The sequence below is a fragment of the Thalassotalea sediminis genome (genome assembly GCF_030295915.1).
Classification (GTDB): Bacteria; Pseudomonadota; Gammaproteobacteria; order Enterobacterales; family Alteromonadaceae; genus Thalassotalea_C; species Thalassotalea_C sediminis.
This window is the reverse complement of the sequence record NZ_AP027361.1, coordinates 2,938,991-2,951,667: the sequence shown is the minus strand read 5'-3', so window position 1 is coordinate 2,951,667 and position 12,677 is coordinate 2,938,991. Positions and strand designations below refer to the sequence as shown.

General features: G+C 40.1%; 14 protein-coding genes. 12 read left to right on the top strand and 2 right to left on the bottom strand.

The window, feature by feature from the left end:
- Positions 1–18: 18 nt before the first annotated feature.
- Positions 19–342, bottom strand: coding sequence for a flagellar biosynthesis anti-sigma factor FlgM (gene flgM / locus QUE09_RS13575; RefSeq protein ID WP_286233314.1), 324 nt, complete (start codon positions 340–342; stop codon positions 19–21).
- 77 nt (positions 343–419) lie between these two features.
- Positions 420–1,112, bottom strand: coding sequence for a flagellar basal body P-ring formation chaperone FlgA (gene flgA, locus QUE09_RS13570; protein WP_286233313.1), 693 nt, complete (start codon positions 1,110–1,112; stop codon positions 420–422).
- A 174-nt stretch (positions 1,113–1,286) separates the two neighbouring features.
- Between flgA and QUE09_RS13565 the strand changes: the two genes are divergently transcribed.
- The 12 genes from QUE09_RS13565 (at position 1,287) to flgK (ending at position 12,670) form a co-directional block, all read left to right on the top strand.
- Positions 1,287–2,219: a chemotaxis protein gene (locus QUE09_RS13565; RefSeq protein ID WP_286233312.1), complete on the top strand. Its 933-nt coding sequence runs from the start codon at positions 1,287–1,289 to the stop codon at positions 2,217–2,219.
- A gap of 48 nt (positions 2,220–2,267) precedes the next feature.
- Positions 2,268–3,098: a CheR family methyltransferase gene (locus tag QUE09_RS13560; protein WP_286233311.1), complete on the top strand. Its 831-nt coding sequence runs from the start codon at positions 2,268–2,270 to the stop codon at positions 3,096–3,098.
- A 71-nt stretch (positions 3,099–3,169) separates the two neighbouring features.
- Positions 3,170–3,568, top strand: coding sequence for a flagellar basal body rod protein FlgB (flgB, locus tag QUE09_RS13555; protein WP_286233310.1), 399 nt, complete (start codon positions 3,170–3,172; stop codon positions 3,566–3,568).
- A gap of 2 nt (positions 3,569–3,570) precedes the next feature.
- On the top strand, positions 3,571–3,990 hold the full coding sequence (flgC, locus tag QUE09_RS13550) for a flagellar basal body rod protein FlgC (RefSeq protein ID WP_286233309.1): 420 nt from the start codon (positions 3,571–3,573) through the stop codon (positions 3,988–3,990).
- Between the two features lie 19 nt (positions 3,991–4,009).
- Positions 4,010–4,699: a flagellar hook assembly protein FlgD gene (locus QUE09_RS13545; RefSeq protein WP_286233308.1), complete on the top strand. Its 690-nt coding sequence runs from the start codon at positions 4,010–4,012 to the stop codon at positions 4,697–4,699.
- Between the two features lie 57 nt (positions 4,700–4,756).
- Positions 4,757–6,121 carry a flagellar hook protein FlgE gene (flgE, locus tag QUE09_RS13540; RefSeq protein ID WP_286233307.1) on the top strand — a complete coding sequence of 455 codons (1,365 nt, stop codon included), beginning with the start codon at positions 4,757–4,759 and terminating at the stop codon, positions 6,119–6,121.
- A gap of 164 nt (positions 6,122–6,285) precedes the next feature.
- Positions 6,286–7,029, top strand: coding sequence for a flagellar basal-body rod protein FlgF (gene flgF / locus QUE09_RS13535; RefSeq protein ID WP_286233306.1), 744 nt, complete (start codon positions 6,286–6,288; stop codon positions 7,027–7,029).
- Between the two features lie 19 nt (positions 7,030–7,048).
- Complete coding sequence (gene flgG, locus QUE09_RS13530; protein ID WP_286233305.1) at positions 7,049–7,837, top strand: flagellar basal-body rod protein FlgG; 789 nt, start codon at positions 7,049–7,051, stop codon at positions 7,835–7,837.
- 17 nt (positions 7,838–7,854) lie between these two features.
- Entirely contained in the window at positions 7,855–8,538 is a 684-nt protein-coding gene (flgH, locus tag QUE09_RS13525) for a flagellar basal body L-ring protein FlgH (RefSeq protein WP_286233304.1), read from the top strand.
- A gap of 13 nt (positions 8,539–8,551) precedes the next feature.
- Positions 8,552–9,667 (top strand): flagellar basal body P-ring protein FlgI, encoded by a 1,116-nt coding sequence (locus QUE09_RS13520; protein ID WP_286233303.1) that lies wholly within the window; start codon positions 8,552–8,554, stop codon positions 9,665–9,667.
- A gap of 18 nt (positions 9,668–9,685) precedes the next feature.
- Positions 9,686–10,642: a flagellar assembly peptidoglycan hydrolase FlgJ gene (flgJ, locus tag QUE09_RS13515; protein WP_286233302.1), complete on the top strand. Its 957-nt coding sequence runs from the start codon at positions 9,686–9,688 to the stop codon at positions 10,640–10,642.
- Between the two features lie 45 nt (positions 10,643–10,687).
- On the top strand, positions 10,688–12,670 hold the full coding sequence (gene flgK / locus QUE09_RS13510) for a flagellar hook-associated protein FlgK (protein ID WP_286233301.1): 1,983 nt from the start codon (positions 10,688–10,690) through the stop codon (positions 12,668–12,670).
- Positions 12,671–12,677 lie beyond the last annotated feature (7 nt).

Sequence of the window (12,677 nt, the reverse complement as noted above, 5' to 3'; positions counted from 1 at the left end):
TACTTTCCTTAACATAGGTTACACTGACTCAGTCAGTTTAAATTCGAAACTAGCGATACTTGCCGCTAATTTTTCTGTATCTATTTTGTATTCACCTGAAGCAATTGCTTTTTTAAGCTCATCAACCTTTTTTTGGTTAACGACAGGCGCATCTTGGGCTTTCTTTTGCAATTCGCCAAGCTGCTTTGCTTGTGGTGTAATAGAAACAGAATCTTTACTTGTCGCTTTTGCTTGATCAGCATTTGCAATATTTTGCGACTGTTGCTGTTTCAGTTGAGATTGTTGCTCAACTTTTTGTTTTACTTGTCCTGTATTTGACAAGTTGTTGATATTCATAGCCATAATAAAACCCTATAGGCAATCAAATGTTGTGTCTATCTTTTTTATCGGCAAAACTATAAGTTTCTTTAATGTTTTTATTATAGATTAATCACTACTTGGTTTATAGTTTTAACTTCTGCTGTAATTACTCTGCCAGAACGGTTATTGCGAACCCTTATTTGTTGGCCTCTAACACCGTTCGCAAGCGCAGTTCCTTTCGTTTTTATTGTTAGGTTATCAGTTATTGCACTAATCACAACATTTTCCCCTTTACATACGACACAAAACATTCGTCTAGTAATAACGGCTCCGCTTGTGAGGCTTCTTCTACTTCGAGCGCCATGCACGATTGCAGGGTCGCGTATAATCTCTCCGCGCGTTTGATGTAAAGGGCGCCATTCAATTGCAACATTACTTTCATCAAGTACAGTACCTTTAGCTATTTTAATTTTAGCAACTAAAACAGGAATCTCTTCAGCGACTCTAACGGGAAGAAAAATGTTCCAGGGTGTTGAACTTTCGCAATAAATTTTAACATTGACGTTTCTCGTTGAGTAATTTTCAGGTATATTCGCTTGTAACGGAACCGAGCAAGGTTTTATGTGTATTCTTGGATCGATATCCGCGGGTGTAATGACTCGTTTGCTGCCTTGTGAGGTGGGTAAATGTTGCGCCACATAATTTTTAGCAAATAATTTAATTTCTTCGCGTGTAAACTCCTTCGCATTTAATGTGCTGAGAAGTAAGCTGCTAAAAATTGAAAAAGTGATAAATATCTTTAATTTGCTCATAAATTTTGTAATCTAAATACTAGGGAATTTGAAATACTCGTCTATGCTTAATAGTGAGCATTATGTAAGTTCTTTAGTGTCAATAAATAGGCACTAAACATGATAACTAAGTATACTATCAAGAATTATGCCTTTTAGCCGTTAAAGGTTGCAGGAAAATAATTAGAGGTTTTTATGGCAGGAATTTTAGACTCAGTAAATCAGCGTACCCAGTTAGTGGGACAAAATAGACTTGAGTTATTACTTTTTAAATTAGTGGGTCGTCAACGCTTTGGCATTAATGTGTTTAAAGTACGTGAAGTTATGCCTTGCCCAAAACTAACCTTATTGCCGAAACAAGATAAATTTGTAAAAGGTGTTGCGCACATACGTGGGCAAACAATATCAGTTATTGATCTGAGCAAAGCAACAGGGGGGCCTGAAATAGTGCCCGACGAAAATGCATTTGTTATCATTGCCGAATATAACAGAAGTGTTCAAGGCTTTTTAGTTGGTGGTGTTGAACGTATTATTAATATTCGTTGGCAAGATATAATGCCGCCGCCAGAAGGCGCTGGAAAATCAAGTTACCTAACAGCGGTTACTGAAATTGATAATGAAATGGTATCAATTTTAGATGTTGAAAAAATTCTTAATGAGATAAACCCAGTTTCTACAGACCTGAGTGAAGATGTTGTTGATTCTTCTGTTGGTGAGAGTATGGGAGATCGCGTTATTATGATCGCTGATGATTCTACCGTGGCGCGAAATCAAGTAAAAAGGGCGTTGGAACCGTTAGGATTAAAAATGCTGTTAGCTAAAAATGGCCAAGACGCGTTGGATCAATTAAATGCAATCGCTGAAGGTTGTGCATCTATTGATGAAAAAGTGGCATTACTTATTTCTGATATCGAAATGCCAGAAATGGATGGTTATACATTAACAGCGGAAATAAAAAGTAATGAGCAGTTAAGAAAAATGCCCGTAATATTGCATACGTCATTAAGTGGTGTTTTTAATAACGCAATGGTAGAAAAAGTAGGTGCTGAAGATTTTATCCCTAAATTCCACCCAGACGAACTAGCCACTGCTGTAAAAAAATGGTTAAAAGTAGACGAACTGAACTAGTACAAGCTTGTTTAGGATATAAAAAGTAGCATAAGGCAGGAAAATATAGTGTCAGCTAGACAGCTTGATGATAAAAGTTATCATCAGTTTAGAGAGTTTTTAGAGCAGCAGTGCGGCATCGTATTGGGCGACAATAAACAATATTTGGTTAAAAGTCGTCTAGCACCATTAATGGCTAAGTTTGACGTATTAACGTTAGGTGATCTCGTTACTCGAACGTTGAGCCCCATGGAAAGACAACTGCGTTCAGCGGTAATCGACGCCATGACGACCAATGAAACACTTTGGTTTCGTGATGAATATCCATTTGAGTTACTCAAGAAAAAAATACTGCCTGAATTTAAAGGTCAACGAACACCTGTCAAAATTTGGTCGGCGGCAAGCTCCTCAGGACAAGAGCCTTATTCAATAGCGATGTCTGCGCAAGAATTTCAGCAATCAAACCCAGGAAGCTTGCCTGGTGGTGCGCAGATCATTGGTACTGATATTTCAAATACGATGTTAGATCATTGCAAGTATGCACATTACGATTCGCTTGCCTTATCTCGTGGTTTATCGCCAGAAAGAAAACGACAGTTTTTTGAAAACGGTGACAACGGTATGCTAAAGGTAAAAGATCATGTCAAAAAAATGGTGAACTTTCGTCAATTAAATTTATTGGGTAGTTATAGCTTAATGGGGCGGTTCGATATTGTTTTTTGTCGTAATGTACTCATTTATTTTTCACCTGAGATTAAAGCGCAAATATTGTCGCAAATTCATGGCGTGTTAAATAGCGGTGGATACCTATTTTTAGGGGCTTCAGAGTCACTTTCTGGCCTTAACCAAAATTTTGAAATGTTGCGATGCCACCCTGGTATTGTCTACAAGAAAAAGTAAACTTCCTTTCCAATAAGTTTTCACTGGCATAATTTTTGAATGGCTTTCTACATTAGTATGGAGGAAGCCCCATGGCCATCAGTTTCGACAAAGCATTCGGTATTCACCCTGACAGTTTAAGGGTGAGATCACAAAACGCAGAAGTTATCGCTGGAAATATCGCAAATGCCGATACACCAGGATACAAATCAAAAGGTATGGATTTCAAAGCGGCACTTGCCCAGGCGGCAAGCCGGCAACAAAGCGGCATGTCTCGTACCCATGAAAAGCACTTTGATGTCCGTGGTGAACTTAACAATAATGTAGATTTTCGTGTTCCAAATCAACCAGATACGGGTGATGGTAATACCGTTGATGTACAAATGGAACGAAACTTGTATCTAGATAATTCAATGCACTATCAAGCGAGCTTACAATTTATGAATAGTAAGATCAGCGGCCTGAAAAAAGCATTAGGTGGAGGTAAATAATTATGAGTTTATTTAACGTGTTTGATATCTCTGCAACGGGAATGAGCGCACAGTCTGTACGATTAAATACTACGGCGAGTAATATCGCCAATGCTGACAGTGTTAGTAGTAGTATCGATCAAACATATCGTGCACGTCATCCGGTTTTTGCCGCTGAGATGCAAAAAGCTGCCGCAGGACAATCTGAGTCAGTTGGCGTCAAGGTAATGGGGATAGTGGAAAGTAATAAACCATTGAATGTCGAGCATGCTCCTGATCATCCAATGGCGGACGAAAATGGTTATATATATAAACCCAATGTGAATGTAATTGAAGAAATGACGAATATGATCTCAGCATCTCGCTCGTATCAAACAAACATTCAGTTGGCGGAATCAGCTAAGAATATGTTGAACAAGACAATTATGTTGGGTCAACGATAATTTCTAGTTTGGAGTGATTATGGAATCAGTAAAAGGCGGTAGCCCATTAGAACATATGCGTTGGCAGCAGGAAGACTATAAAAAAGCTAACGAAGATGATAATGGCATGCTTACCCAAGAAGATTTTTTTGCGTTGTTAACGAAAGAGTTGTCTCATCAAGATCCCACAAAGCCTGTGGAAAACAATGAGATGATTTCTCAGATGACCGCATTTTCAACCACGGATGGTGTACAAAAACTGAATGATAAATTTTCAGATTTTGCCGCTTCAATGTCTTCTAGCCAAGCTTTACAAGCATCATCACTTGTTGGCCGCAGTGTACTTGTTGAAGACAATATATTTGGTAAGGCTGAGGGGGAACCCGTTAAGGGTAAGCTAGTTACTGATGCTCCTGCTAGTAATGTAAATATATATGTTGAAAATACAGCCGGCGAAATTATCCAAACTGTACCCGTTGGCAATGTTCAAGCTGGTGAATTTTCATTTACCTGGAATGGTGAAAACTCAATTGGCGAACAAGCACCAGCAGGTGCATATAGATTTAGAGTCGCTGGTTTAGTTGATGGTGAAGCCAGTGAATTACAAGCGATGACGTATCGTAAAGTCGACAGTGTCACGCTAGCAGGATCAGGTGGCAATATTTTGCTCAACCTTAACGGTGGTAGCACCATGAAACTCATCGATGTTGTTGAAGTATCAGAAAGTTAATTGTGGCTTATAGCCTGATTCAGTTATTGAAAAAAATTTTGTAAAAGAGGTGAAGTTATGTCTTTTAATATCGCATTAAGTGGTTTGAATGCCGCACAAAAAGATTTGGATGTTACATCTAATAACATTGCTAATGTTAATACCGTTGGCTTTAAAGAGTCACGGGCTGAATTTGTTGATGTTTATGCATCGTCTTTACTAGCTGCGGGTAAAACTAAAGTGGGTGATGGGGTGTTAACATCTGATGTTGCTCAACAGTTCTCTCAAGGTAGTATTCAATTTACTAACAACGCCTTAGATTTAGCTATTACTGGTAATGGTTTTTTCGCTACAGTGCCTGAGTTAGATAGCTTAGAAACCTCATACACCCGAGCGGGCCAGTTTAAATTAAACGACAGTAACTTTGTGGTCAACTCACAAGGCCAGCATCTACTAGGTTTCCCCGTTAATGCTGACGGATCTTCGGCGTCAGTGAGTTTAAGTACCGCTTCTCCTATTCGTATTCCAACTTCATCTGGTGCGCCAACACAAACCAGTGAAGTGGATATTCGCATGAACTTACCCGCAGGTGATGCCATTATTACCGGTGCACCGGGTAATTTTGACCATACTGATCCATTAACTTATAACCATTCTACATCAGTCACTGTGTTTGATTCCTTAGGGGATAGTCATGTAATGACCTATTATTTTGTCAAATCTGCGGCAAATACCTGGGATGTATTTACTGGGGTCGATGGCACATTAGTACCGATTGAAGATCCTGCAGGTGGTAGTACTAACCCCGTTGGTGGTACCGTATCTGGTCCTTTAGCCCCTGGTGGTATTGTTGGTGCTCAGTTAACCTTTACCAATTCTGGTGATTTTGATTCGATGATACCAACACCTGCAGAAGGCGGCATTGTTACGCTTCCGTTAGGTGCTGGTATATTAGCTAATGGCGCAGATGCGACCCAAACCATTGCCATTGACTTTAATTTAGATCCGGGTGGCCCTAATGCCAATGAACCAACTCAGTTTGCCTCAAATTTTGAAGTTACAGCACTGGAACAAGATGGGCTAGCCGTTGGTCGATTGACTGGTATTGATATTGATACTGATGGTTTGATTCGAGCAACATACAGTAATGGTACATCAGAGCCATTGTCACGTATTGCACTCGTTAACTTTGCTAACGAACAGGGCTTAACGCAAATAGGAAATACTTCATGGAAAGAAAGTATTAGCTCTGGTGAAGCACTCGCTGGCGAAGCTGGCACAGGTACCTTTGGTACAGTACAATCGTCAGCCCTTGAGCAATCAAACGTGAACTTAACCACAGAGCTAATTGATTTAATATCTGCACAACGAAATTTCCAAGCTAACTCACGTTCGCTTGAAGTTGATAATCAGTTAAACCAAACGATTTTACAGATTAGATAACAGATTTTACGTTATTAATATAAAGCCCTTAATGTTAGTTAAGGGCTTTTTTGTACCTAATTCTCCTTGACTTTACTCTCCCTTCATTTTTATCCAGCTTTATTACATTAGTTGGCACTTTACTTGCATTTTGAAAGTATCACTTTTTTAGATTGGAATTTACCGTGGACAAAATGCTTTATATCGCCATGAGTGGTGCCAAGCAAAACATGAAGTCGTTAGCGATAAATGCTAACAACCTTGCCAATGCAAAGACGACTGGGTTTAAGGCTGACCTTGCCCAAGCACGTTCTATGCAAGCATTTGGCGAAGGTTTACCGACACGTGTATTTGCCATGACTGAAAAAGCTAGCCAAAACTTTGACAGTGGCTCTTTGCAAACTACAGGGCGTGATCTTGATATTGCTGTGCAAGGCGCAGGTATGATTGCCGTTCAAGCAAAAGATGGCCTAGAAGCCTACACACGAGATGGTCATTTAACCATTACCGAAGAAGGCTACCTTCAAACACCTAATGGTGATTTAGTCATGGGTGACGGGGGGCCAGTGTTTTTGCCATTACCTGTAAATAACATAAAGATTTCAAAAGACGGCACGATTATGGTTCAACCAGCTGGCGCGCCAGCATCAGTGCAAGAAGAGGTTGGACGTATTAAGTTAGTAAATCCAGACGTACGTTCTTTAGTGCGAGGTAATGATGGCTTATTTCGTGGTGAACTGGCTAATCAACAAGACGCAGATCTAGGCGTTACGATTCAAAGTGGCATGTTGGAATCTAGCAACGTTAATCCAGTGAGCGAAATGACACAGATGATCTCACTGCAGCGCCAATTTGAAATGCAATTAAAACTTATGAAAACCGCTGAAGAAATAGATTCAGCGAGCGCATCACTATTGCGTGCTTTTTAACTAATTATTGAGGTGATTTATGAACCCAGCATTGTGGATTAGTAAAACAGGTTTAGACGCGCAAACAAAAGAGATTGCCGTTATTTCAAATAACCTCGCAAACGCGAGTACTGTTGGTTTTAAAAAAAGCCGTGCAGTGTTTGAAGACTTACTGTACCAAACGATTAACCAACCAGGTGGTCGTTCGGCACAAGACACTGAAATGCCATCTGGTTTAATGCTAGGTGCAGGTACAAAAGTCGTTGCAACCCAAAAAATTCATACCCAAGGCGATATGATAACCACCGATAATTCGCTAGATTTAATGGTACAAGGCGAAGGTTTTTTCCAAGTATTAATGCCTGATGGAAGTTTGTCATATACACGCAACGGTCAGTTTACGATGGATGAAGAAGGCAATGTGGTAACACCAGGCGCTGGCTATTTAATGCAGCCGCAAATTACCATTCCACCCGATGCTCAATCAATTATTGTTTCACAAGACGGTGAAGTGTCAGCAACATTGCAAGGACAAGCAGAACCCGCTGTTATCGGTCAAATTAACACGGTTAATTTTGTTAACCCAACCGGTTTAGAACCTATTGGACAAAACCTTTTTGTAGAAACGGCTGTTAGTGGCGCGCCGCAAGAAGGTGTTCCAGGCTTAGAAGGCTTCGGTATGTTAGTACAAGGTGCGTTAGAAACATCAAACGTTAACACCACTGAAGAACTGGTCAATTTGATTGAGAGTCAACGCGTTTATGAGATGAATTCAAAAGTCATTTCAGCGGTTGATCAAATGCTTAGTTATATCAACCAACAGTTATAAAAGATAGGAGACGTCACATGAAAACAATTGCTCTGATAGTCGTAACATGGATGACGTTATCTGGCTGTGCCAGTGTAGAACAAGCGAAAGTACTACCGAATGATCCAGATTTTGCGCCTATTCAACCTGAAATGGAAGAAGCACCAGTCGTACCCACTGGATCACTGTTTCGCACTAACTATGTTAATAACATATATTCTGATTCTAAAGCACATCGCGTGGGTGACATTATTTCGGTGATTTTGAATGAAAACACTCAAGCCCAGAAAAATGCAAAAACAGAATTGAAAAAGGAAAATAGCAATACCTTAAACCCTATTCTAGGTTTAGGTGGCGCACCGGTTACTTTTAAAGGTGATTCAGTAGAATTTGGTTTAGACCAAGATTCAGATTTCAAAGGTGATTCAAAATCGAATCAAAGTAATAGTTTAAGCGGCAATATTTCGGTTCATGTCCTACGGGTATTACCAAACGGTAATCTAATGATCCGTGGTGAAAAATGGTTAACGTTGAATAATGGCGATGAATATATCCGTTTGACCGGCATTATTCGTCCACAAGATATTACGTCAGCGAACACAGTTATTTCATCAAAGGTAGCTAATGCGCGTATTCAATATTCTGGCACAGGAACTTTCGCGGAAGTACAAGAACAAGGGTGGTTAAGCAAATTTTTTAATAGCTCTTGGTGGCCTCTATAAATAGGTGATTAACATGACAGTTTTATTCAAACGATTGATAGTAGTATTCGCCTTAATTGCCACTTTTAGTTCGCAAGCACAGCGCGTTAAAGATTTAGCTGACGTAGCCGGTGTTAGAAATAACCAATTGGTAGGTTACGGGTTAGTTGTTGGTCTGCCTGGCACAGGTGAACAAAGTCCTTTTACAGAGCAAAGTTTCAAAACAATGTTGAGTAACTTTGGTATTACGATGCCGCAAAATTTAAAACCCAAGATTAAAAATGTTGCTGCCGTCGCTGTTCATGCAGAATTACCTGCGTTTGCTAAACCAGGTCAAACCATTGATATTACAGTGTCATCAATGGGGAGCGCACAGAGTTTACGAGGTGGTACGTTATTGCAAACCATTTTAATGGGGATTGACGGTAATGCTTATGCTGTTGCTCAAGGGAGCTTAGTGGTAAGTGGTTTAGGCGCAGAGGGTTTAGATGGGTCTAAAGTTATTGTAAATACTCCAACGGTAGGACGTATCGCGAATGGAGCTATTGTTGAGCGAGAAGTCGTCTCTCCTTTTGCTATGGGCGATCATATTACTTTTAATTTGCGTAACTCAGATTTTACGACCGCGAAAAATCTAGAAAAAGCCATTAATACTGAGTTTGCGAATCCTAATGATCCTGCAACATTCATTGCACGGGCAATTGATGCAACGTCTGTACAAGTCAGTGCGCCGCGCGATGTAAGCCAACGTGTTACTTTTCTATCAATGTTGGAAAACTTAGAATTTGAACCAGATTCTCCAGCAGCAAAAGTTATTGTTAATTCGAGAACGGGCACTATTGTTATTGGTAAAGATGTGCGTTTATTACCTGCTGCGGTGACGCATGGCGGTATTACCGTAACCATTAATGAAAATCCTGAAGTCACACAACCTAATGCCTTTGCAGAAGGCGAAACAGCTGTTACAACGACATCAATTGTTGATGTGAATCAAAATGACAATCGTATGTTTGTTTTTAATCCAGGCATAACATTAGATGCGTTAGTTAGAGCGGTAAACAATGTTGGGGCTGGCCCTGGCGATGTTATGGCTATTTTAGAAGCCCTTCAACAAGCTGGCGCGTTGCGCGGCGAGTTGGTCATTATTTAGTATATAGCGAGCGGCCTGATGAATACGCGAATAGGTGATGCACAAAATTATTTAGACCTAAATGGTTTAAATGATATTCGCCTGCAATCTAAGCAAACCAACAAAGAAGATAAAGATAAAGCTTTAACACAAGCTGCTAAGCAGTTTGAAGCAATCTTTATGCAGATGTTGCTTAAAAGTATGCGTAGCGCGCAAGAAGTGTTGGAGTCTGATAGTCCTTTTAATAGCGAATCAACGAAGTTTTATCGTGATATGCATGATCAACAATTAGCGTTGGAGTTATCTAATAATGGTTCACTAGGCCTTTCTGATTTAATTGTTCGTCAACTGGGTGGTGATTCAGAAAACTTTACGCCACAGTCACTATTTAAAGCAGGCTCGTTTGAAAATATACAAGCTGCAGGTCGCACTGTAACTGATAATCCGTTACCCAGCCGTCAAATTACTGACAACGATATATCACCTGAACAGTCAGAAGCGAAAGTTAATTCAACACCGTTGAAGTTCGAGCAACCTGAAGATTTCGTAACTGCGTTAACTGAGCCGGCAAAACTCGTTGAACAAAAGCTTAACGTACCCTTTGAAGTCGTTATTGCCCAAGCTGCACTTGAAACGGGCTGGGGGCAAAAGATTATTCAACAGCAAAATGGCGAAAGCTCTCACAATCTCTTTAATATCAAAGCAGACAAACGATGGAACGGCGATAAAATTCATAAAGAAACACTTGAATTCGAACAAGGTACTATGGTTAAAAAACGTGAACCATTTCGTGTTTACAATAATTTGATGGAAAGTGCTGTTGATTATGTCGATTTCCTTTCAAATAACAGCAGATACCAAGGCGCATTAAAGCAAGTTGGAAATGTGGAACAATTCCTGCATAGCTTACAGGGTGCCGGTTATGCGACGGATCCTCAATATGCATCAAAAATCATGGGGACATTACGTAGAGTAACCAGCTTATTAAGTAAATAATTTTATTAATCAGTAAGTTGTTTTATCTCTGTAGGAGTGTCAATCATGTCGTTTAACTTATTTCAAACTGGGGTTAGTGGGCTACTTTCGTCGCAGCAACAGTTAGCGACCACTGGCCATAATATTGCTAATGTTAATACTGACGGTTACAACAGGCAGCGAGCAGAACAAACGACTTTAGTGGGCGATAGTTTTGGTGGAAACTTTCTAGGCTCTGGTACCTATGTTGAAGATATAACTCGGTTATACAACCAGTTTTCTTATAAAGAACAATTACTAAATAGCACGAATTTAGGTGAAGCAAACGCTTTTCATGCAAGTTTAACGCAATTAAATGAGATCATGAGTTCTTCGGGTAATCAAGTATCAGGGTCCATTGAGCGTTTTTATACTTCAATTAATAGCATCGCTGATAATCCGAGCGATTTAGGACTACGTAATATTGCGCTAACGCAAGCTGAAATCTTATCGAGTGATTTTCGTTCTATCAGTAAAAGCTTTGATCAACTTGAAAACTCTACCAATAATGAAATAACTCAAGTAGCTGATAAAATTACAGAAATTTCCTTTGAACTTGCCAAAATCAATGAATCAATTTTACAAAACAAAAGCTTTGGTCCATCTGGTCAGCCTAATGATTTATTAGATAAGCGGGATCAATTACTCAGTGAATTAAGTCAGTACACCAATGTAAATACTGTTTCAGATTCCAATGGCGTGATGACGGTCATGATTGGCAGTGGCGCAACGTTAGTCGCAGGATTAACACCACTTAGGGTTAACGTGGTAGCGGGAAACCCAGATCCAAATAAAACTACGTTAGAAATCGCTGGTGTAAATGGAGCCGTCGCATTATCGCCTAAAACGTTAGGTGGCGAGCTTGGCGCTAAATTCGCTTTTCGTGATCAACACCTTGCGCAAACACGAAGAGATATAGATCGACTAGCAATGGCGATTTCAGAGACTCTTAATGCGAGTCAAGCAGATGGTTTGGATTTAAATCAAATTCAAGGTGCAAACTTTTTTACTGACATTAACTCAGCTTTATTAACTGCTTCACGGGTACTTACCCCTACGACAAATGCAGGTAATTTAACCGCTGAGGTGACGATTAGCGATATTGGCCAAGTGCCGACCGATGAATTTCAAATTAAGTTTGACGGTGCTAACTACCAAATGATGAATATGACTACCGGGACTATTGATAATTTAGGTCCTCCAGGTGGCGGTACATATACAACATCATATGGTTTTGAATTTGTTGAAACAGGTGGTGCACCTGCAGCAAATGACACCTTTATTATCAGGCCAACAGAAAACAGTGCCGCACTAATGGAAGCGCAAATAACAGATGGTGCAGCTATTGCTGCTTCAACGCCTGTTGCAATTAGACCTTCTGACAATAATGTCAGTGCTGGCAAGATTGAAATTGTTAATATGATCGACCCTGTTGCTGCTCGTGCCGAAATGCCTATACGCATTGACGTGCTTGAAGATCCTGTTGGTACTTTTAATTACACAATAACAGATAAGTTTGGTGTGACATCTGCACCTATCCCTTATGTACCACCAACACCCCCAGCAACATTTACTGTAGATCTGCCACCATTGCCAGCTGCAGCATTATTTCAAGTAAATATTTCAGGTACCCCATCAGGCTCTGCACCTAATGCGCCTGAACAGTTTTTTATTGAAGATGCTTTCGGTATTGGTAATGGTAACAACGCAGTTGCGATGGCGTTTACCCAAGAACAAGGCGTTATTAATGGTGGCAAAGAGTCTTTTTCGAAAAGCTTAGGCGTTTCAACGGCTAATGTTGGTTCCAAAGCAGCATCGGCGGAATTGGTGGCTGATACAGCACAGGTAATGTTTACCCAAGCATTTAACCGTAACCAAGAAACATCAGGTGTAAATTTAGATGAAGAAGCTGCAAATCTACTGCGATTTCAACAAGCATATCAAGCGGCATCTCAAATTATTTCAACCGCCAATACTATCTTTGACACCTTGCTAGCAGCGGCTAGGTAGGAGGAAT

What these genes read in the sequence shown, in the direction of transcription:
- flgJ (WP_286233302.1), top strand. Translation starts at nt 9,686, where the DNA reads ATGAATACGCGAATAGGTGATGCACAAAATTATTTAGACCTAAATGGT.
- QUE09_RS13545 (WP_286233308.1), top strand. Translation starts at nt 4,010, where the DNA reads ATGGAATCAGTAAAAGGCGGTAGCCCATTAGAACATATGCGTTGGCAG.
- flgK (WP_286233301.1), top strand. Translation starts at nt 10,688, where the DNA reads ATGTCGTTTAACTTATTTCAAACTGGGGTTAGTGGGCTACTTTCGTCG.
- QUE09_RS13520 (WP_286233303.1), top strand. Translation starts at nt 8,552, where the DNA reads ATGACAGTTTTATTCAAACGATTGATAGTAGTATTCGCCTTAATTGCC.
- flgC (WP_286233309.1), top strand. Translation starts at nt 3,571, where the DNA reads ATGAGTTTATTTAACGTGTTTGATATCTCTGCAACGGGAATGAGCGCA.
- flgA (WP_286233313.1), bottom strand. Translation starts at nt 1,112, where the DNA reads ATGAGCAAATTAAAGATATTTATCACTTTTTCAATTTTTAGCAGCTTA.
- flgB (WP_286233310.1), top strand. Translation starts at nt 3,170, where the DNA reads ATGGCCATCAGTTTCGACAAAGCATTCGGTATTCACCCTGACAGTTTA.
- QUE09_RS13565 (WP_286233312.1), top strand. Translation starts at nt 1,287, where the DNA reads ATGGCAGGAATTTTAGACTCAGTAAATCAGCGTACCCAGTTAGTGGGA.
- flgG (WP_286233305.1), top strand. Translation starts at nt 7,049, where the DNA reads ATGAACCCAGCATTGTGGATTAGTAAAACAGGTTTAGACGCGCAAACA.
- flgE (WP_286233307.1), top strand. Translation starts at nt 4,757, where the DNA reads ATGTCTTTTAATATCGCATTAAGTGGTTTGAATGCCGCACAAAAAGAT.
- flgH (WP_286233304.1), top strand. Translation starts at nt 7,855, where the DNA reads ATGAAAACAATTGCTCTGATAGTCGTAACATGGATGACGTTATCTGGC.
- flgM (WP_286233314.1), bottom strand. Translation starts at nt 342, where the DNA reads ATGGCTATGAATATCAACAACTTGTCAAATACAGGACAAGTAAAACAA.